This window comes from Brevibacillus sp. FW306-2-1A-C05A (assembly GCF_058781555.1).
Map to the genome: position 1 here is coordinate 1 of NZ_JBYSWV010000047.1, position 20,933 is coordinate 20,933.

Annotated in this window: 16 protein-coding genes and 1 pseudogene; 2 read left to right on the top strand and 15 right to left on the bottom strand. The window is 55.9% G+C overall.

What is annotated here, in order from left to right; translation table 11 throughout:
* Positions 1-245: 245 nt before the first annotated feature.
* Entirely contained in the window at positions 246-1,934 is a 1,689-nt protein-coding gene (locus AC3WJN_RS21245; RefSeq protein ID WP_007776777.1) for a M14 family metallopeptidase, read from the top strand.
* 162 nt (positions 1,935-2,096) lie between these two features.
* Here the strand turns inward: AC3WJN_RS21245 and AC3WJN_RS21250 are convergent, their stop codons facing one another.
* Both AC3WJN_RS21250 and AC3WJN_RS21255 read right to left on the bottom strand, forming a co-directional pair.
* The gene (locus AC3WJN_RS21250) at positions 2,097-3,047 is read right to left on the bottom strand and encodes a methyl-accepting chemotaxis protein (protein ID WP_007776773.1); all 951 of its coding nucleotides are present in this window, start codon (positions 3,045-3,047) and stop codon (positions 2,097-2,099) included.
* A 22-nt stretch (positions 3,048-3,069) separates the two neighbouring features.
* Entirely contained in the window at positions 3,070-3,825 is a 756-nt protein-coding gene (locus AC3WJN_RS21255; RefSeq protein WP_005831565.1) for a hypothetical protein, read from the bottom strand.
* 87 nt (positions 3,826-3,912) lie between these two features.
* Here AC3WJN_RS21255 and AC3WJN_RS21260 point away from each other — a divergent pair, with 87 nt between their 5' ends.
* Positions 3,913-5,334 (top strand): RsmB/NOP family class I SAM-dependent RNA methyltransferase, encoded by a 1,422-nt coding sequence (locus AC3WJN_RS21260; protein WP_007776769.1) that lies wholly within the window; start codon positions 3,913-3,915, stop codon positions 5,332-5,334.
* A gap of 358 nt (positions 5,335-5,692) precedes the next feature.
* On the opposite strand, the pseudogene AC3WJN_RS21265 reads toward AC3WJN_RS21260, so the two are convergent.
* The 13 genes and pseudogenes from AC3WJN_RS21265 to AC3WJN_RS21325 all read right to left on the bottom strand — a co-directional run bounded on the left by AC3WJN_RS21265 (position 5,693) and on the right by AC3WJN_RS21325 (position 20,897).
* Positions 5,693-6,147, bottom strand: a pseudogene (locus tag AC3WJN_RS21265) (PD-(D/E)XK nuclease domain-containing protein).
* A gap of 174 nt (positions 6,148-6,321) precedes the next feature.
* Positions 6,322-6,570: a hypothetical protein gene (locus tag AC3WJN_RS21270; RefSeq protein WP_235694774.1), complete on the bottom strand. Its 249-nt coding sequence runs from the start codon at positions 6,568-6,570 to the stop codon at positions 6,322-6,324.
* Between the two features lie 211 nt (positions 6,571-6,781).
* Complete coding sequence (locus AC3WJN_RS21275) at positions 6,782-8,425, bottom strand: peptide ABC transporter substrate-binding protein (RefSeq protein WP_005831573.1); 1,644 nt, start codon at positions 8,423-8,425, stop codon at positions 6,782-6,784.
* 30 nt (positions 8,426-8,455) lie between these two features.
* Complete coding sequence (locus tag AC3WJN_RS21280) at positions 8,456-9,409, bottom strand: ABC transporter ATP-binding protein (protein WP_007776762.1); 954 nt, start codon at positions 9,407-9,409, stop codon at positions 8,456-8,458.
* Entirely contained in the window at positions 9,402-10,424 is a 1,023-nt protein-coding gene (locus AC3WJN_RS21285) for an ABC transporter ATP-binding protein (protein WP_005831577.1), read from the bottom strand. Before AC3WJN_RS21285 ends, AC3WJN_RS21280 begins: the two co-directional genes overlap by 8 nt.
* Before the next feature lie 14 nt (positions 10,425-10,438).
* Positions 10,439-11,389: an ABC transporter permease gene (locus AC3WJN_RS21290; protein ID WP_007776757.1), complete on the bottom strand. Its 951-nt coding sequence runs from the start codon at positions 11,387-11,389 to the stop codon at positions 10,439-10,441.
* A 4-nt stretch (positions 11,390-11,393) separates the two neighbouring features.
* Positions 11,394-12,326 (bottom strand): ABC transporter permease, encoded by a 933-nt coding sequence (locus tag AC3WJN_RS21295; RefSeq protein ID WP_035316651.1) that lies wholly within the window; start codon positions 12,324-12,326, stop codon positions 11,394-11,396.
* A gap of 248 nt (positions 12,327-12,574) precedes the next feature.
* Positions 12,575-14,053, bottom strand: coding sequence for a DEAD/DEAH box helicase (locus AC3WJN_RS21300; RefSeq protein WP_007776751.1), 1,479 nt, complete (start codon positions 14,051-14,053; stop codon positions 12,575-12,577).
* A 279-nt stretch (positions 14,054-14,332) separates the two neighbouring features.
* A complete protein-coding gene (locus AC3WJN_RS21305; RefSeq protein ID WP_007776748.1) occupies positions 14,333-15,628 on the bottom strand; it encodes an MFS transporter in 1,296 nt (431 codons plus the stop codon).
* A 65-nt stretch (positions 15,629-15,693) separates the two neighbouring features.
* The gene (locus AC3WJN_RS21310; protein WP_005831589.1) at positions 15,694-16,296 is read right to left on the bottom strand and encodes a TetR/AcrR family transcriptional regulator; all 603 of its coding nucleotides are present in this window, start codon (positions 16,294-16,296) and stop codon (positions 15,694-15,696) included.
* Positions 16,297-16,533: 237 nt separating this feature from the next.
* Positions 16,534-17,970 (bottom strand): dipeptidase PepV, encoded by a 1,437-nt coding sequence (pepV, locus tag AC3WJN_RS21315; RefSeq protein WP_005831591.1) that lies wholly within the window; start codon positions 17,968-17,970, stop codon positions 16,534-16,536.
* The gene (locus AC3WJN_RS21320) at positions 17,957-18,688 is read right to left on the bottom strand and encodes a GTP pyrophosphokinase (protein ID WP_005831593.1); all 732 of its coding nucleotides are present in this window, start codon (positions 18,686-18,688) and stop codon (positions 17,957-17,959) included. Before AC3WJN_RS21320 ends, pepV begins: the two co-directional genes overlap by 14 nt.
* 136 nt (positions 18,689-18,824) lie before the next feature.
* Positions 18,825-20,897, bottom strand: coding sequence for a methyl-accepting chemotaxis protein (locus AC3WJN_RS21325; RefSeq protein WP_005831595.1), 2,073 nt, complete (start codon positions 20,895-20,897; stop codon positions 18,825-18,827).
* Positions 20,898-20,933 lie beyond the last annotated feature (36 nt).

Genomic DNA, 20,933 nt, shown 5'->3' on the forward strand with positions numbered 1-20,933 from the left:
TGGAGTGTAAACCAGCCATATAAAAAAGTGAAAAACTACGCTAGAGGAAGATCAAGCACGTTTAATGGTGAAGAGCTAAACTTTTGTATCAATATGAAAATGATACCATATTATTCATGGCGAATCACACGGAAGTCCCGCTTTCTCTCCTGTGAAAATGAATAAAGAGGGCGATTATTATTTTTTAAATTATCTGATATTTTAAGAATGTACAACCATTCTCTGTTGATCCGTGGAGGGAACCTATGACCAAGAAGGTACGTTGCATCACATCTGCTGCCCTTGCCGTGTCGCTTTTGTCAAGCGGTTTTGCACTCCCCTGGGCGCCGCCGACCGCCCACGCTGCCCAGACGGACGCTCCTGTTCCGTACTATGGCCTCGGCCCAAGCTATGTACAGCCTGCAGAGGTCAAAAGTCTGTTCCCCGACCCGCAGCTCGATTTCGGCACCCCTGGCTTTGCCAAAGGAAAGGTCGCCTTCACTACCCAGGAAGAAATGCTGGCATACATAAGCAAGTTGGCAGAAACCAGCAAGCACGCCAAGCTGGTTTCGATCGGAACCTCGCTGGAGGGACGGGACATCCCGCTCCTTTTGTTCAGCAAAGACATGACGACCGTCAAGCAAAACCAGACAAAGCCGCTCGTCTGGCTGCAAGCGCAAATTCACGGAAACGAGCCTGCCGCCGGAGAATCCGCCCTCGTCATCGCCAAATGGCTGGCTGAAGACGCGCTCGGCGCCGATTTGCTCGACAAGGTCAACGTCGCCATCGTCCCCCGGCTCAACCCGGACGGCTCCTACCAGTTCAAGCGCTACATCGCTACCGATCTGGATGCCAACCGCGACTACATGAAGGTCGAGTATCCCGAGGTGCAAGCCGTACATCAGGCGATCAATGAGTTTCAGCCAGACGTGATCCTCGACGCGCACGAATACGGCGTCAACTACAGCCAGTTTGCCCACGTCGGGGAAAAGGGCGCAATCTCCTCCTATGACGTCCTGATCTCGTCCGCCAAAAACTTGAATATTCCCGAGTCGCTGCGCAAGCTGTCCGACTCGCTCCTGTTGGCCGATGCGCAAAAAGCGCTGGACAAGGAGCAGCTTTCCCACCACGCCTACTTCACGCTCGCCAAAGGCAAGGACGGCAAGGTGACCGCCACGGAAGGCAGCACGGAGACGCGCATCGGGCGCAATGCGCTCGGTTTGAAAAATACGTTGACCTTCCTCGTAGAAACGCGCGGCATCGGCATCGGACGGGCCGATTTTGAGCGTCGCGTCTACAGCCAGGCCGTCACGCACGCCGCCATCATCCAGTCCACCGCCGCCCATGCCGATGCGATCAAGGCAGCCGTCGCCCGCGCCCGCGAGGAAGTCACCGAAAAAGGCAGAAAAGCAAACGACGACGACAAACTCGTCATCACGAGCGAAAACAAACTCATCCCGAATCAGTCGCTGGTCGTCGTCGACGTGGCGCAGGCCAAAAAAGTGTCGGTCCCCATCGACTGGGTCAGCTCGACTGACGCCTACCCCGTGCTGGAGCGCGAACGCCCTACCGCCTACATCATGCCTGCTGCCTATCACGACGTGGCAGCCAAGCTGAAAAAGCTCGGCGTGGAGGTAAGCAAGCTGTCCGAAGAGACAACCGTGCCTGTCGAGCGCTACACCGTCAGCGAAAACAAAGTAAACACGACGTACGAAAACGGGCATTTTACGAACGAAGTCACGACCAATGTGACCAAGACGACCAAGACTTTCCCGGCCGGCAGCTATGTATTCAGCATGGCCCAGCCAAACGCCAACTTCATTGCACTCGCCCTGGAGCCGGAATCGGTCGACAGCTATGTCACCTTCAACTTCATTCCGGTCGAAGCCGGAGATGAGATGCCTGTGTACCGCTACATGCTGGAGCAGCCATTGCCTGTAGTAGACCCGTACTAGAACGGGTGGGCTAGCCGCTCTCTCCCGGCGAAGCTCTCGCCTCGGCTAAAAAACTCGGCTGTGCCAAGCGATTAACCTAGCCTTAGCTGCACAAAAAAGTCCCTCACCCATTAAGACTGCGGGGAGGGACTTTCCGTTTCACTTTGTCGAGGAATAATTTTATTAGGACAATACTTTTTTGACTTCTTTCAGGCTGCTCTGCAAAAGCTGGTCGACGACGCCCGCTTCTTTTACGTGGCCGATCAAATCTTCGTTCAGGTCGTCCAACAGGCCGCGCGCTGCATTGACCTGGCTGGACACCTCGTCGGCAAAGCGCTTTTGCTGCTGGATAATCTGCATGACGCCTGCCACTTCTTCGTTGACTTCGTGGAAAGCGCGCACGATTCCGTCCATTTTTTCGGACGCTTCCTTGCTGATCGCCAGTCCGTTTTTGATCGCGTTGCCGCTCTTCTCGCTGTTGGCGAGCGCTTCTTTTGTTTCCTCCTGGATTTTGCCGATCAGCTCGGCAATCGTTTTCGTCGAGTTCGCCGTCATTTCTGCCAGCTTGCGCACCTCGTCCGCCACGACTGCGAAGCCTCGTCCCTGCTCGCCTGCGCGCGCCGCCTCAATCGCGGCATTCAGCGCGAGCAAATTCGTCTGGTTGGCGATATCGCTAATGACCTTGACGATGCTCGTGATCTCCGAGGAGCGTTCTTCCAGCCGGCTCATCGAGCGGGACGTGTTCGTCGATTCTTTTTCTAGCTGGCTCATCACATCGACCACTTCGGTCATCGCCTTTTTGCCCGCCTCCGAGCGCTCGACCGAATCTTTGCAGATGACGGTCAGCCGCTCTCCGCGCACGGAGAGCTGGTTGGCAGACTCGTCGTCTTTTTCGTTGATGGCCTGGATTTTCTCCACGACGTTTTTCATTTGGGTGGCCAGATGGGCAAGCCCGTCGTGTTGAGCATTTACCTCATTGTGCTGGGAAATGATCGCCCCTATCTGTTCGTACAGTCCGCGCAGTTCCTTTTTCCACGCGTCTTGCTGCTGTGCTTCGCTCTCTGTTGCCAAGGGTGTCACTGCTGCCGCTGCTGTCTCTTTTTCCGCAAGTCCTTTGTCCTTTTTCCAAAACATTTGCTTCCCTCTCCTTTTTGCTTTACTTGTCTGCGCGGTGCGAATACGCGCGAGATTCGATGATCCCCGGGTGCTGCTTCGCGAGACTCAGCAAATTTTCCAAGAAATAGTAGTGCCCCTCCAACAGCTCCACGTCCTTGCGCTCGAAGTTTTTCACCTGCAAATACTGCTGCATCTCCAGGGCGTAGCGCTCCAATCTATCGTGAAAGTCGTTGGCGCGAAGCATCTGGTCCACTTCCGGATACTCTGTTTTTAACCGGTTGATTTCGCTGTACACCTTGCCGCCCTCCAGAATCATCTGGTAAGCCGTGCGCTCCAGCGAAGCAGCCGTGGCCGCTTCCTGCTCCTCACGCTCCTCGCGCAAAGCGGACAAGTACGTGATAAAATGGTAGACAGTTAAAAACAAAGGCCCTAAAAATAAAATGATCCCTGCTTTGTACACATGTTGATTGGACAAATTGCTGATGAGCAGGAAAAGGTGAAACAAGATCGCTCCCAACCATACATAGATGATGATCTGGTGATTGATCTTCCCTGCCTGTTGGTGGCGGGAAAAGGCAAAGGTAAGCCCGAGCAGGTAAAAAGCGAGCAACGTAAAGCTGGCCGAGAACAAGGCCATCTCCATATCGACAAGCCACTCTGCATCGGCGGGAATTTCGATGAAGAATTCAAAAGCGAGCACCAGCAGTGAGAAAAGCAACCCCATGATCCAAAATCGGCTGACTTCCGAGTCGTTCCTCCGCCGGGAACGGTAGCGTTCTGCACGGGATCCCTTCATAACAAGCTCTCACCTCATTTTCTATGATTCGCCATGATTCTAGCTTTTCCTTTTACATGCGGCCAAAATCTGACAACGGAGGCGTTTATGACACAAAATCTACCCGGACTTTTCACCGAACGAATGAAAAACCTGCTCGAACAGGAATACGAAGCGTTCATCGCTTCCTACGACCAGCCCGTCACGCACGGCTTGCGAGTCAATCCGCTCAAGGTCGCGCGCGAGCGTTTTCTCTCGCTCTCCCCGTTTGCGCTGGAGCCGGTTGCCTGGTGCGCAAACGGGTTTCGCTACCGCGAGCAAGACCGCCCCGGCAAGCATCCGTTTCACGCGGCGGGCTTGTACTACCTGCAAGAGCCAAGCGCCATGTCCGCCGCCGAGGCGCTCGACGCACAGCCGGGCGAGCGCATCCTCGACCTGTGCGCGGCTCCCGGCGGCAAGTCTACTCAGCTCGCTGCGGGACTGAACGGCGAAGGCTTGCTCGTTGCCAACGAAATTCACCCGGTTCGCGTGAAAGCGTTGGCGGAAAACCTGGAGCGCTGCGGCGTCAAAAACGCCGTCGTGACCAACGAGACGCCGGAGCGGCTGCAGGAGCGTTTTCCGCAGTTTTTTGACAAAATTCTCGTCGATGCCCCGTGCTCCGGCGAAGGGATGTTCCGCAAGCTGCCAGAAGCGGTGGAAGACTGGTCGCCGGACAAAGTGACGGAATGCCACCTCATGCAGCAAGACATTCTCGACGCCGCCAGCGCCATGCTCAAGCCGGGCGGAACGCTCGTCTACTCCACTTGCACGTTCGCTCCGCTGGAAAACGAGCAGTCTCTCGTCGATTTTCTCGCCCGCCATCCGGAATTTACAATCGTCCCGCTGCCGCAGCCGGAATGGTTCGCTCCCGGTCAGCCAAGCTGGGCCAATCCCGCCTGCGAAGCGCTCAGCGATACTGCGCGCCTGTGGCCGCATCGCTTGCAAGGCGAAGGCCACTACCTCGCCAAGCTGCAAAAAAGCGCCGATGCAAACGCAGCCCCAATCGCAGCGTCTGGCAAGCGCAAGGACAAGCGGGCCGCCAAAACCGCCGCTCCCGCCGGACGCAAGGAAGCGCTGGCTGCCTGGCGCGCTTTTGCCAAGGAAGCGATGCCGCAGCTCGCAGACGCATTTGCCGACGAATCCGCCTTTGTCCTGTTTGGCGAGCAACTGTACTACTCGCCCATCCCGGAAATGGACTGGGACAAGCTCAAGGTCGCGCGCGTCGGCCTGCATCTCGGTACGGTGAAAAAAAATCGGCTGGAGCCTGCCCATGCGCTCGCGCTCGCCATCACGCCCGCTGAGGCTGCCCGCGTCGCCGCTTACAGCGCGGACGATCCCGACCTGCTGCGCTATTTGAAAGGCGAAGCGCTCGCCCGGGACGGAGCGAACGGCTGGACACTCGTCGCCGTAGACGGCTTTTCCATCGGCTGGGGAAAGCAATCGGAGGGCCTGTTGAAAAATCACTATCCGAAAGGGTTGCGCTGGGTGTAAAAAGCATAAAAAAGCTCGCTCACATGTATGCGGTCAGGCCCCAATCCTACTAATCAACTGGAAAAACTCATCCGTCCGTTAGGCCAATAGCTGAAGCCAATGAGTACCGGACGTCAGCTTGCAGTCCAAAGCTTTTTAGTGTTCAACGAAATGGGGGCTTGCTCATACCGGCACTCTCTTCAACAATCTGCGCATAAAAATGACACCAATCATAACCAAATGATTGGTGTCAGATCTTTTCTTCTTCCACTGTCTACTTGACGTTGGGCAAACGTTACCCTTAAATCTGAAAATAAAATCCTGGGTGCCTTTATTCATAATATGGAGCTTTGCTATTTTTACGAGCTTGGATCGTGTTCTAAAAAGAAATGGGCTGGATAATAACTGTTTCGATCTGCTTTTCGTGTGTATCCAGCGATTTACTATATGCTTTGGAGAAAGCATCGACGTTTGCTATTACTCTATGCTTATCGTAGATAAAGAGGTAAATGTACTTTTCTTGATAGTGAAAAGCATCAGATCCGATTTGCTCGGTGAGTTCACGTTCCTGCCTGGATGGACGGGAGCATTTGACTTCGATAACCGTTTCATAATCATCAAAAAAATATCATAGCGATAGCTTTTATATCCCCCGTCCTCATAAATTTCAACTCTTGCTTCAGGGAAAATAGGACGGATTAACGAATAAAGCATGCGCTGCACATCATACTCATTCCCGAGAACAATTTTCTGTAGATCTGCCTTCGCTAATGTCCCTTTGCGATGTACGGGCTTTTGGTACATTTCATGAATATGCTTGTAAAATAAAAACAGCCCATTTTCGGGGGCACATTTAGGTCAAACACGGTGACATATTTTAAGCTGCTCACTACTTATAGCATGTTCTTACAATTTTAGATGAAGCTCCACTTTTTCAATCGCAACAAAGCCGCACGCTCACATGCTTGGCGCATGTTGCAGCTTGCGGGCTGTTCGTCCATTTCCTCGTCATTCAAAACGCCGTCCTCTGCGGGATTGGTTGTCGACCACGGTCAAGGAGCCGTTTTTGATGTAGCGCAATATTTTGGACACGGAGATACCTGTCGCATTGGCAATTTGCATCGCATTCGAATTCGGGTAGCTTCGCACGTAGTTGCGAATCATCCGGTAGTCTTCCATTTCGTTTTCGCCGCAGACGTGGCAAGTGTATTCATTCGGCTTCATTTTGCTTCCGCATTTGAAACACGTATCCATCATCATTCGTTCTCCTCACACCCTGTACTCTCATGCAACGTTCTCGCATAGGGTTCTATCTACCTATATATTACCCGCATTTTTCCAGGAGGAAAACACTATTTCACAACATCGTCGTTTTTCGCCGCAAAATCGCCCAGACAGCAAGGAGCCTCCCGCAAGCAAGCAGGAGGCTCCTTTAATCAATCTTGTCTTGCAGGCGCGGCGGGCGCGCTTATTCCGCCACCTTTTTCGCCCAGCGGAAGTCCGGCTCTGTCGTCACGCTGTAGCGAATGCCTTCGATCTTTTTGTTGTTCAAGTAGTTTTGTGTGTAAAAGTAGACCGGAATAATCGGCATTTCCGCCATCAACACATCCTCCGCTTCATGCAAGAGCTTGGTCCGTTTTTCCTGATCTTGCTCCACCCGCGCTTGCTCGATCAGCTCGTCGAACTTCGCATTTTCCCACTTGGTGAAGTTGCTCGACGACTTGCTCGTGTACAGCTCCAGGACGGCCAGCGGGTCCAGGTACGCTCCGGTCCAGCCCATGCGCGCGATCTGGAAGTTCATTTGCTTGTACGTGTCGATGTACGTTTTCCACTCCTGATGCTCCAACTTGATTTCTACGCCCAAGTTTTTGCGGAACATCTCTTGCAGCGCTTCCGCTACTTTTTTATGCGACTCGCCTGTGCTGTACTTCAAGGTGACGGCAGGCAGCGTCGACCAGCCTTGTTCCTGCATGCCTTCTTCCAGCAGCTTTTTCGCTGCGGCCGGATCGTAGCTGTAGTACGGTGCCGCCTCGTCGCGGAAGTCTTTGCCGGACGGTGTGGTCACGCCGTAGGCGACGTAGCCGTAGGCCGCTTTTTGATCGCCCTTCGTAATGTTTTGCGTGATCGCTTCCCGGTCGATCGCCAGCGCAAAAGCTCGCCGGATTTTCGCGTTGTTGAACGGCTCTGCCTCTGTGTTGAACGTGTAGGTGTACACGCCGAAGTCAGCCGTTGTCTTGTACTCTTCCTTGCCTTTTTCCTGCTCGATAACATCGGTCGGCAACGAGTCGATCAGGTCGAGCTTGCCTGTCTTGTACATCTGGTAGGAGGTAGTGGCGTCGTTGACCATTTTGAAATGAACCGTTTCCATCGTCACGGCGTCTTTGTCCCAGTACTGGTCGTTTTTGGTCAGCGTCAGCTCGTTGTTGTGCTCCCAGCCGCTGACTTTGTAAGCGCCGTTCGTCACGATGCTTTTCGCTTCCGCTGCCCAGTTTTTGTCCGCCTGCACCACTTTCGGATTCACAGGCAAGTACGGACGGCCGATCGCGACTTTCGGGAAGAAGCTGGTCGGGTTTTTCAGCCCGACGACGAGCGTGTAGTCGTCTGGCGTGGCGATTTTCACGTTTTCCAGCGGGCCTTTGCCTGTGTTGTACTCCTCCGCTCCCTCGATGTAGTACAGGGCAGACGGTTCATAGGCGGCCGTTTTCGGGTCCAGCACCCGCTTCCAGGCAAATTCGAAGTCTTTGGCGGTCAACGCATCGCCGTTAGACCATTTCAGCCCTTTGCGGATGTGATAAGTGTACGTCTTCCCGTCCGGGGAAATCTCGATTTTTTCCGCTGCGCCCTCGACCAGCTCGCCGTTTTGGTCATAGCGGTACAGCCCTTCGTACAGGTGGTCGATGACCCAATACGAAGTCGAGTCCGAGGCGAATGCCGGATCGAGCGTGTACGGCTCGCCCTTCAGGTTCGCCGTCACCTCTTGCTTGATGGCGGCTGCAGAAGCAGCCTGTCCTTGATTCGTATCCGAAGCTGCCGGCGTATCCTTGCTGCACGCGGCCAATCCCGGAACAACCAGCAGCAGCAGGGCAGCAGCCGTAATCAGTTTTTTCTTCATGTCTCTTTCCTCCGTATGTTTCTCCCCGATTTATTCGTATAAAAAGCAGGCTACCCAGTGCTTAGCTTCCACCTCCTTCCAGGCCGGGGCCATTTGCCTGCAAATGCTCATCGCTTTCGGGCATCTCGTCTGGAACGGGCAGCCTGGCGGCGGATGGATCGGGCTCGGCGGCTCGCCGATGACAATTCGCTCGCGAGCGGCGCGGTGCTTCGGGTGGGACACGGGCATGGTCGACAGCAGCACCTGCGTGTACGGATGCAGCGGACTGGCAAACAGCGCGTCGCTGTCGGCCAGCTCCATCATCCGGCCGAGGTACATGACGCCGATGCGGTCGCTGATGTATTTGACCATAGCCAGATCGTGCGCGATGAACAAATACGTCAACTGGCTTTCCTGCTGCAAGTCAGCCAGCAGATTGACCACCTGCGCCTGAATCGACACGTCCAGCGCCGAAATCGGCTCATCGGCCACGATAAAGCTTGGCTGTACCGCCAACGCCCGGGCAATCCCGATCCGCTGCCGCTGTCCGCCGCTAAATTCATGCGGATAACGCCGTGCATGATCGGGGTGCAGAGAGACTTTTTCCAAAAGCTGCCGCACCTGCTCTGTTTTCTCGCGCCCTTTTGCCAAGCCGTGCGCCTCGATTCCTTCCGCGATAATGTCCCCTACTCTCATGCGCGGGTTGAGCGAAGATTGCGGGTCTTGGAAAATGAGCTGCATCCGCCGATTGATCTCGCGCCTTTTCCCGCCTTTTGCCTCGGCCAGATCGGTTCCATCAAAAACGACCGAGCCGCTCGTCGGAGGATACAGCCCGACAATCGTTCTGCCGAGCGTCGATTTGCCGCTGCCGCTCTCGCCGACCAGTCCGAGCGTCTTCCCTTTGCGGATTGAAAAGGAGATGTCATCGACCGATTTGACCTGTTTGCCGTTGCCGATCGGGTAATATTTGCGCAACTCTTTTACTTCTAGCAAAATGTCAGACATGCCGCTCCCTCCCTGCACTCACCAGTTCCTCCACACGCCGCGCGCGCGAATCGTGCAGCCAGCATTTCGCCTGATGCTGCAAGGAAAAGGCCGTGCTCTGCGGCATGTGTTCCGCGCACACCTCCATGGCGTAGTCGCACCTCGCGGCAAACGGGCAGCCTGCGGGCGGCGCAAACAAATCCGGCGGAGCGCCCTGAATCGGGATGAGCCGCTCCTCGCTCGGCTGATCCAGACGGGGAACGGATTGCAGCAGTCCGCGCGTGTACGGATGCTGCGGGTTGTCGAAAACTTCTGCCACCGGACCTTGCTCGACGATGACGCCTGCGTACATCACCGCCATCTGATCGGCCACCTCCGCCACGACGCCCAAATCGTGGGTAATCATGATGATCGACGTCCCTTTTGTCCGCTGCAAATCGTGGAGCAACGCCAAAATTTGCGCCTGAATCGTCACATCGAGCGCCGTCGTCGGCTCGTCGGCGATAATCAACTGCGGGTCGCAGGCGAGCGCAATGGCGATGACGATCCGCTGCCTCATCCCGCCGCTGCATTCGTGCGGATATTGGTCGCACCTTCTTTCCGGCTCCGGTATGCCGACTGCCGCCAACAGCTCAATCGCCTTTTCCCGCGCTTTTTTGGCGGACAGCTTCTGATGTTTGACGAGCACCTCGGCGATTTGCGTCCCGAGCTTCATCGTCGGATTGAGCGACGTCATCGGGTCTTGAAAAATCATCCCGATCTGCGCGCCGCGAATTTGCTGCCACTCTTTTTTTCCGAGACAGGAAAGCTCTCTGCCGTGCAAGCGGACGCTCCCCTTTTTCACGCGGCCCCGCGGCGCTTTCACCATGCCCATGATCGCCCGGGCCGTCACGCTTTTTCCGCAGCCGCTCTCGCCGACAATCGCCAGCGTCTCCCCTGGCCGCACGGAAAAGCTCACGCCGCGCACCGCCTGGACTTCCCCGCCATAAGCCCGGAAGGAGACGTGCAAATCTTCCACTTCCAGCACATTGGTCATTTGTCATTCCTCCTTCAAGCTTTGCTGCTTCGCGGATGGAAAGCGTCCTGCAAGCCGTCTCCGATCGCGTTAAAGGCAAACATGACAAGCGAGATCATCACGCCCGGGAAAAACAGCCTCCACCATTGCCCGCTCAAAATGACGGCCAGCGCATCGTTTTCCATCGTGCCCCAGCTCGCCGTTGGAGCCTGTACGCCCAGCCCGAGAAAGCTCAGAAACGACTCGGCAAAGATCGCCTGGGGGATGGTAAAAGTCAGGTTGACGATGATGATTCCCGCCACGTTCGGAAGCAAGTGCCGCCAAATGATTTTCGCGTGCGGTGTCCCCAGCTTTTCGGCCGCGAGCACGTACTCCTGGCCTTTTACCTGCAAAATTTGCCCGCGCACGAGCCTAGCCATTCCTACCCAGCCGGTAATCGACAAAGCCGTAATGATCGTGGTCAGCCCCGGCTCCATAATGACCATCAACAAAATCACGACGAGCAAGTACGGAATCCCGTACAAAATCTCCACCAGCCTCATCAGCACATTGTCGATGCGGTCGCCCCACTTGCCGCGCCCGGCCATATAGCCCGCCAGCCCGCCGACCACCACGCCCAGCACGAGGTCAATCAGCGCAGCGACCACTCCGATAAACAAGGAGATGCGTCCGCCTTCCCAGGTGCGCACCCACATGTCGCGGCCCAGATCGTCCGTTCCAAACCAGTGCTCCGACGACAGCGGCAAATTTCCCGAGACGAGAGATTGCTCGCTGGCTGAATACGGGACCATGCTCGGGCCAAAAGCCGACAGGAAGACGATCGCTCCCAGCAAGCAAAAGCCGAATACCGCCAGCTTGTTGCGAAACATTTTCCGCACGCTCTCCCATCCGTAGCTCGCACTCGGCAGCATCGCGCTGTGCTGGTCGAAGCGGCTGCGATCAAGCGGCCGGAACAGCTCGTCACGCACTTGTGACACTTCTGCCATCGCCTCATTCCCCCCCGTTGGCTAACTTGATTCGCGGATCGACGAATCGGTATAAAATGTCGGTGAAAAACAGTGTCAAAATGAGGACGGCACTGTAAAATACGGAAGTGCCGAGAATGACCGGATAGTCCCGATTGAAGATGCTCTCCACGAAATATTTGCCGATGCCCGGTATGGCGAAAATTTTTTCGATCACAAACGTGCCCGTAATCAGGTTGGCAAAGAGCGGGCCGATAAACGTAATCACCGGCAAAATCGCGTTGCGGATGCCGTGCCGGACCGCGATGTGAAAAGTGGACAGCCCCTTCGCCTCCGCCGTGCTCATGTAGTCCTGGTCGAACACCTCGATCATGCTGGTGCGGACGAAGCGGGCAATAATCGCCAGCGGCCCGATCGCCAGCGCCACGGACGGAAGCAGCGAATACTCCCAGCCGTCCCAGGAAGCGACCGGGAGCAGCTCCCACTTCACGGCAAAATACTTGATGAGCAAAGGAGCCAAAATGAAACTCGGAACCGAAATGCCGAGAATCGCAAAAAACATCGCGGCGTAGTCCGGCAAACGGTTGTGAAACAGGGCGGCGACCACTCCGAGCGCAATGCCTCCGACCAAAGCCATGACCAGCGACTGCAAGCCGAGCACGGCCGAGGCGGGAAAGCCCTGTTGGATCAGCGTCGTCACATCCTGCGACTTTTGCTGGATCGAAGGCCCCAGGTCGAGGTGGATCAGGCCGTTCATATACCGGACATACTGCTCCATCAACGGTTTATCGAGGTGGTACCGCTCCCGCATGTTTTGCACCACCTCTTCCGGCAGCATGCGGGCCTCTGTCGCAAACGGATCGCCCGGGATCAAATGCATGATGACGAACGTCAACGTGGCGATGAGCCAGAGCGTAATCACCATCGACAGCGACCGCTTGAGCAAGTATTTCCCCATCATCGCTTCCTCCTTGTTACATACTAATCAGATGAGAATACTATGATTTATTCCAAACTTAGGTTTGAGTCTACTGGATGAGAAATATATAATCAACATAATTCCGATATGTTTTATCAGAATTAATTTTTCTTCACTTTCCTTTATGATTCAAATAATTCTCATAACACCCACCTTCCCCTAAACGCAAAAAGGTCCAGACCGCACGAAGCGAATCTGGACCTCTTTTTCGTTTTCTCTTCTGTTGATTATCCGCGCGACTTGCCCGAATCTTGGCGGAACGGCCTTGCCCCTTTGGCAGAGCGGCTTGCTCCGCCTCTGCCCGCTTTTTTGGCGTCGGCGGGCTTCACGGTTTTGCCTGCTTTGCGGGCCGCGATCGCTTCCGCCTTTTTGCGGTTTTTCTCGTATCGCGCCTGAAGCTCATCCAGCTCGCGCGCCAGCTTCTTTTTGTAGCCCGGCTTCACCTTGGCTTTTTTCTTCAATGCTTCGCGAACAGGAGCGAACTCTTTGTCTTTTTCTTTTTGCTGCTCTTTTGCCTGTTGGGCGCGCAGCTCGATGAAGTGCGCCTCGCGCTCCTGGGCGCGCTGGCGACGGCCTGCATCCAGGTGGCGGCCAGGCTCCAGAATCCGCTCTTCAATCGACGCCTTCGTCGCTTTGGCGAAGCGGCCCATCAAGTTTTTCTGGCGCGGGGAAATGAGCGAGATCGCTTTTCCGCTCTGTCCGGCGCGCCCTGTCCGGCCCACGCGGTGAATGTAGCTCTCCACGTCATTCGGCAAATCGTAGTTGATGACGTGCGTGACGCCCTCGACGTCCAGCCCGCGCGCCGCGATATCCGTCGCCACCAGGTACTGGAAGCGCATTTCGCGGAACTGTCGCATCAGTTGCTCGCGCTTGCTCTGCGACAAGTCCCCGTACAGCGCTTGCGCCGTAAGTCCGTTTTCCTGCAGGCGAGCCGTGAGCTGCTGCACGCGCACTTGCGTATTGGCGAAAACGATGGTCAAAAACGGCTGCTCCTGCTCCAATACGTCCACGAGCGCATCCGTCTTGTCGCTTTGGTTGACTACGTAGTAAAACTGCTCGATTTTCTCCACGGTCTTTTGCTTGCCCTCGATCTTGATGTGCGGCGGCTGCTTCATGAAGCGATGCGCCAGCCGCTTTACCAAATCCGGCATGGTCGCAGAAAACAGCAGCACTTGACGCTGGGAAGGCGTATGGACGATCACTTGCTCCACGTCCTCCAAAAAGCCCATCTCCATCATCTTGTCCGCCTCGTCCAGCACGAGCGTGGAAATCCGCCCGAAGTGCAGCGAGCCGCGCTTCATGTGATCCAGCACGCGTCCCGGTGTTCCCACGACGATGTGTACAGTCGATTTCAGCTTGCTCAACTGTCTGTCGATATCCGTTCCGCCGTGCAGAGACAGCACGTTCACATCGAGGTGCTTGCCCAGCTTTTCCACTTCTTTGGCGATCTGAATGGACAGCTCGCGCGTCGGGGTGAGAATCAGCGCTTGAATGTCGCGTTTGCCCGCATCCAGACGGTTCAGGATCGGCAGCATGAACGCCGCTGTTTTCCCCGTTCCGGTCTGCGCTTGTCCAATCACGTCTTTCCCTTCCAGAATCAGCGGAATCGCTTCCTCCTGGATCGGGGTCGGTTCTTTATAGTACAGGTCTTGAATCCCTTGCATCAGCTCCGGTCGAAAGCCAAAAGACGCAAACGATTTTGCCATCATATCCACTTCCTTTCACACGCGGTCTTCCGTTTTCGCGCACCCTGGCCTGCATGGACAGCGGGTGGAAAAAATCGGGCACCGTCACTTGCGGTATCAACCCGGTCAGGTTGCAGCCCTTGCGAAATCCTATCCTACCTATACTAAAGGAGTCGAATCAAAAATACAACCAAACCGTTTGATCCTGTTTCTATTTTTCCCGGGATCAGACAACTGACACGGTGAGCCATCCGGGGAAAAAGCGGGCGGCGGCCCTTTCCTGACCGCCACCAGCTAGCTCTAAGCTCCGGTCTGAATCGGAGCCGCCGGATAACCCGTTTCCTTCGCGAGTTGCTTCGTAACCCCCGCAAACAGGTAAAGGCTGACCGCGCCCATGCAGGCAAATGCGACTGGGAAGAACGCGAACGGCACCCAGGAGCTTGCGAAAATAAACACGCCGGCGCTGCCGATTCCAACGATGTTGAGCAGCGAGTACACCGCCATGTACGTGCTGCGGGCGTGATCTGGCACCATGTTCGCGAGCATCGTCTGCTTGGCTGGCATGTGCACCAGCTCCCCGACCGTTGCGACAAGCATCGCGAAGAGCAGCAGGCCCGGAGAAGCGCTGTAGCTGATGACGAGATAGCCCGCGAAAAAAAGCGCCAGGCCCCACAGCAGGGCAAAGCGATCGCTGTATTTTTTCATCACGCTGGCGACAAGCCCGGTCAGGCAAACAACAAGCAAAGTATTTTCCGACCGCAGCATTCCGAGAATGTTCAGGCCGTCTACTTGCAGCGACAGAAACGGCAGGAGCGGAACCGGCTTTGGTATTTCCGCCACCAGGCGAATGCCGATGACATTCGTCAATTGTTCCTCGATGGACAAAATGAGCAGGCTGGCGAGGGCGAAGCGCATAAACCACTTTTGCCGGAAAACGCTTCGGTACGCCCCGAGCATCTGGCCGAACCGTTGCTTTTTGCCTGACGGGGCTGCCGCTTGCGCTTTGCCTCCGTGCGTTGCCGGGATGTACGTTTCCTGGATGAACAACATCGTGATCGCCAACGCGATGGCCGTGCTGCCCGCCACACCGACGAATAGCCAAAAATGATGCTCCTTGAACAAAAAGGCTCCGATCATGCCGCCAGCAGCCCCGGCCAAGTTATTGATCCAGTACATCGCGGTAAAAATCGAGCGCCGGCTCGCAGGCTCGCTGACGTCGATAATAAGCGCCTGATAAACCGGCCCTGCCGCACCCGTACAAAGCTGAATGAGCACAAACAGGGCAAACGTCGCATACGGAAGCTGGAGCCACGGCGAGTTCACGAGCGCGACTGCGCTGAAGCCGACCATAATGAGCGCTTCGCAGACGACAATCACCTTTTTTCGCCCGATCCTGTCCGCCACGTACCCGCCGACAAACGAGCCGATGATGCTCGCTGTCATGACTGCGACGAACATCAGTCCGGTTACGACCGTTCCCAGTTGGCCGGAAAAAAAGATAATCAAGTACGGCGTAACAGACATGACCGCCAGATTCGTCAAAAACTGCAAGACCATCCGGATTTGGATCGTTCGATCAAACGCCAATATCTTCACGGAAAGCTCCCCTTTGCATTTATGATTGATTAATCAATCGTTTTTTGAACAAAAAGAACGCAGCTTTACTCGCCTTTCGGTCCAAAAAGCTGCATCGCAAACGGCACGAACTTTTCCCACATCTGGCTGTCCGGCGAATCGGTGAGATTGACCCGCAAACCGATCAGCAAGCTGGTGTAGGCAGTCGCCGCGTAATTGGCGTCCCGGACTTGCAGTTGGCCCTGCTCCTGGCCCTTTTTCACCAGCTCGCCGATTTTTCCCCGAAACGTGTTGTGAAACGCATCCAGCTCCGCAAACGGCTCGGCAAAGCGGTTATGGTAGCCGATGACTTGCACGACGAGCCGCAAATACGTCTCGAAGCTGGAAAAGATTTTGATGTGCGCCGTCACCATCTTTCGCAGCTCCGCGACAGGGTCCTCCGCATTCGAGTCAAAGTCGAGCAGCTCTTTTGCATACACTCGCAGCGGCTCCACGACCGCCGCGTAAAAAAGCTGGTCTTTGTTTTCAAAATACGTAAACACGCTGCCAAAGCTGACACCGGACGCCTTTGCGACTTTGGCGATCGTCGTGTCATTGTAGCCGTGCTCGGCAAACATCTGGATCGCTTGTTCCAGAATCGTTTCCCGCTTTTGCTTCATTTTTTGCACCTGTGCATCAGAAAGCGGCATGTAGCAAAGCTCCTTTTTCCATGAATGATTAACCGATCAATCGTTATTCGGATTATAGCGTCTGCTCCCACAAATTGTAAAGCGTTTTGTTTTGCAAAATGAGAAAAACAGGCTGCGCCAAGCCATTGGCGAAGCCTTCGCTGCCGTCATACTGAGCAGAACCTTGTCCATTCCGATCCGCACAAAAAAAGCAGAGGACACAAGCCTTACGCCGCATCCTCTGCCTACCTGTGCTGTTTATTTGGCCAACTCGTAAATCGCCTGCGCGTAAATCGCGGTCGCCTTGACGAGATCGTCGACCAAAATGTACTCGTCCCGCTGATGGGCACTGTCCGGACGCCCCGGGAACAGCGGCCCGAACGCCACGCCCACATCCAGCGAACGGCCGTAGGTGGCGCCGCCGATGGCGATGATGCCTGCCTCTTCGCCTGTCTGCTCGGTGTACACCCGTTGCAGCGTAGTCACCAGCGGATGGTTCGGATCGACGCGATGCGGCGTCAGATGCTCCACGACTTCCAGTTCGAACGCGGCCTCGCCAAAGCGCTCAGCGAGGATCGCCGACCATTTTGCAAACGAAATGGAGTGCGGGTAGCGAATGTTCAGGCGGAACAGCGCGTCCCCTTCCGCTGCGTATTCCAGTACGCCCGTGTTCAGCGTAAGCGCGCCCATCTCCTCGTCGTCATGCGCGATTCCGAGCGCTTCCCCGCCGTGCTGCTTGTGCAGGTAGCGGTCTGCCGCCTCTGCGTACACGGCTGCGCGCGCGTCGAGAGCGAGCGTCCGCAGGAAGTGAATCAGCTCCGTGCCCGCGTTGACGCCATTTTTCGGGTCCATTCCGTGTACGGAGACGCCCTCCATGTGCAAGACGACCGAACCGTCCTTTGCTTCTGCCTGTCCCTTCAAGCCTGTCTGCTCCAGGTGCTTGCGGTAGCGGTCGATGATCGTCTGGCTGTCCACGGAAAGCGGCGCGAGTGTCGCCACCGCTTTGTCCGGCACCATGTTCATCCGCAAGCCCGCCTGCAATGACACAAGCTTGGCTTCCGCCTGCTCCGCTACAGGCTTGCCGAGCTGTTGGAACGCGGCGTACGTCTGGCGCAAGGTCAGGTCGGTCAGACCTTTTTCCGCATAAATCAGCGGAAAATCGGCGTCAGGCGTAAAGCCCATCGTCGGCATTTCCTCGGTTTCAAAGTACGTCTTGACGCATTGCCAGCTCGACTCTTCGTCCGTTCCGAAAATAAAGCGCACGCGCTTGGAGAGCGGCAGTCCCAGGTTCATGACCACTTTGGCTGCAAAAATCGCCGCCATCGTCGGCCCTTTGTCGTCAATCGCTCCGCGCGCCACCAGCTTGCCGTCCACGATCTCGGCCGCGTACGGCGGCGTGCTCCAGCCGTCTCCCTCCGGCACGACGTCGACGTGGCTCAAAATGCCGACCAGCTCTTTTCCTTGCCCGAACTCGGCATGAGCGGCATAGCCGCGCACATCTTTTGTCGTCATCCCGGCCTTTTCGCAGACGTTCAAGGCAAAGTCCAGCGCGGCGCGGATGCCTTCGCCAAACGGCGCTCCCTCGCGAGCGGTAGCCGGATCGAGCACGCTTTTGATCCGCAAAAACTCCTGGGTGGTGGCAATCAGCTCGTCCTTGAGCTTGTTTGTTTCCTCTAGCCAATTAATGGTCGTCATCTTCGTTTTCGTTCCTTTCGTTATGGCTGCCGTCCATCAGTCCTGCGTCGACGTCCAAATCCAACTCTACCAGGGAAAGCAGCGATTCCATCGGCACTTCTTTTTTCGTGAACTCGGCCTGTGCTTCCTTGATCTCGTCACGGATGTTGTTCATTTCGCTGTCCAGCTTGTACGATGCCTTGGCGGCTTCGAACAGGCGCTGGCGAATGTTCGACGGAATGATTCCTTCGTATTTGTAATTCAGCGAGTGTTCAATCGTCGCCCAAAAGTTCATGCCGAGTGTACGAATCTGGATTTCCACCGGAATCGTCACCTGGCCGCCCGCCATCATGATCGGGTATTCGACAGCCAGGTGATAGCCGCGGTAGCCGCTCTCTTTTGGCGTGGAAACGTAGTCTTTTTCCAAATAGACGCGCATGTCGCCGCGCTTGCGGATCATCTCCACTACGGCGGGTATATCGTCAATAAACTGGCAGATGACGCGAACACCCGCGATGTCTCTGATCTCCCAGCATATATTTTCATCAATCGGAAATTGCAGGCGGTTCGCCTTGTTGTAGATGCTCGGTATTGATTTCACCCGTCCGACGGCAAACTCAATGGGAGAATGCTCCTTGCGCTTGCGCAGCTCGTTGCGGATATTTTTGATTTTGACTTTGATCTCTTCTACAGCTTGCTCGAACGGCAGCAAATAAAGTTCCCAATCTAGTTTGTGCACGCTTACGTCCCTCCGGCCCGAAACTCTCCATCGTCCTTATCATTCAACATTTTGTGTGAGATATCCTTCCAAAATGCAAAAAGAGCCGGGAAAACGAACATTTCCCGGCCCCTCCCACTCGCTATGTCTGACCCGCTTACTTGAGCACAAAGGCGGCGAGCGACCCGCGCAACTCGTCAGCCAGCTTCGCCAGTTGATCGGCGGATTGGGCGATCAGCTCCATGGCTGCGCTCTGCTCTTCTACCGCTGCGGAAATGCTCTGCACGCCAGCCGTCGCCTGAACAGACGCTGCCGAAACTTCCTTGGCCACGACGACGACCTGCTGGGCATCTGGCGCCATCCGTGCAAAAGCTTCGCTGACCCGGTTGATCTCGGCCGAGACGCGCAAAATATTTTGCTCGATCCGCTGGAACATTTCCCCCGATTGGCGGGCCGTTTTCATCCCGTGAGCGGTCGTCTCGGCCCCCTCTGCCATTTTCGCTACGACGATCATCGTGTCGTTTTGCACGTCGTTAATCATCCGCACAATTTGCTGCGCCGCTTCATTCGTGCCTTCTGACAGCTTGCGCACCTCCCCGGCCACGACCGCGAAGCCTTTTCCATGCTCCCCGGCGCGCGCCGCCTCGATCGCCGCATTCAGCGCGAGCAGATTGGTCTGTCTGGCAATCTCGGTAATGACGGAAATAATCCGCGAAATATCTTGCGACCGCTGCTCCAGCACGTGAATCACCTCAGTGGCAGCCGCTACGGAGCGATTGATTTCCTCCATGCTGATTATGACCGCCGTCACGGCCTCCCTGCCTTCCTCTGCGTGCTGCTTCATCTCGGTTGAGGACAGGCTGACCTGCCGCACATTTTCGGTGACGCCAGCGACATCGTTCGTCAGATCTACCGCCAGATTGAGCGTCTGGCCCATTTTTTCCATCTGGCTTTCGCTCGACGCCGCCACCTGATCGACGACCTGGACAATTTGCTGGCTGGACGCGGCGATTTCATTCGTGTTGCCGTGAATTTCCCGCACCGCATGCGCCACGGAAGCGGCGGCTTGCCCGACCTGCACGAGAATGCCGTGCAGTTGCTTTTGCATCGTGGACAGCGAGCGGGCCAGCTCGCCCAGCTCGTCCTTGCGCTTCAGCAGCTTGTCGGGAACGGCGGTGGTGAAGTCGCCATGTCCGATCCGTTCCGCCACGTGCAGCATTCCGCTAAAGGAGCGCCGCAGCCACCCCGCGGTGTAGAGCGAGATCGCAACGATCAGAAGCAGGACGACGCCGTTAAAGACGATCATCGCGGTTTGAATCCGGTTGGGCCCGGCCAAAATTTCCGTCATGTCGATCTCGGCCAGGATCGCCCACGTATGCTTCGCGACTTTTATCTGGTCAAACGAGACGAGCACAGGCTGCCCGCGAAAATCGACGCTCTGCTCTGTCCCTGCAAACCCTTCGGCCTGGAAAACTCGCTCGATGATCGGCGTGTCGACTGCTTGCTGCAAAATCGTCTCCTGGCCGCTGCCCAGTTGCGAACGCATCAGCTTGTCCGGCCCGACGAGATATATTTTTCCCGTCTCGCCCAGCCCCTCGCGCTGATTCAGCAGGCGGGAAATGTAATCGAGCGGCACTTCGACGGCGAGTTGCCCCATCATGAAGCCTTTTTCATAAATCGGAGCCGCAATGTACACACCCGGCACATTTCCTGACGGCTCGTACCTGCCGAGGTCAGACACTTCCGCACTCTGGCCCTTCACGACCTGCTGGACGGTTTGCCCCAGCACAGAGTTGGCGTGCGGCCCCGTCAGCAAATTGGTGCCGAAGTCAGACTGCGGCTTCGTCTCGTAGACGATTTCGCCTGTTTCATTGAGCAAGTAGGCGTTGGAAAAGCCGTAGCGCGCGGCCTCCATCTTCAGTTCCTTGGCGTAGGTCATCTCTGCCTCTTTGTAGGCAGCGGATTCCCTTCCCTCCTGCCACAGTTCCTGAAAGACAGAAAGGGCAGAGATCACTGTTCCCGAGGCGGCCAGCGTATCGACGTTTCTGGTGCGCTCGCGAAAGTAATTCTCCACCTGCTCCTTGTTGCTGAGCCGCAATGCCTCCAGCTTGGCCGCACTGCCGTCCAGCAATTCCTGTTTAGTCTCCTGATAAGCAAACACACCTGCCGCCGTTAACGGTACAATACTCGCGACTAAGAGCACAATCAATACGCGCGCGCCCAGCTTCATGGAAAGCCCCCCAATTTTGAACGTTCATTTCTGATT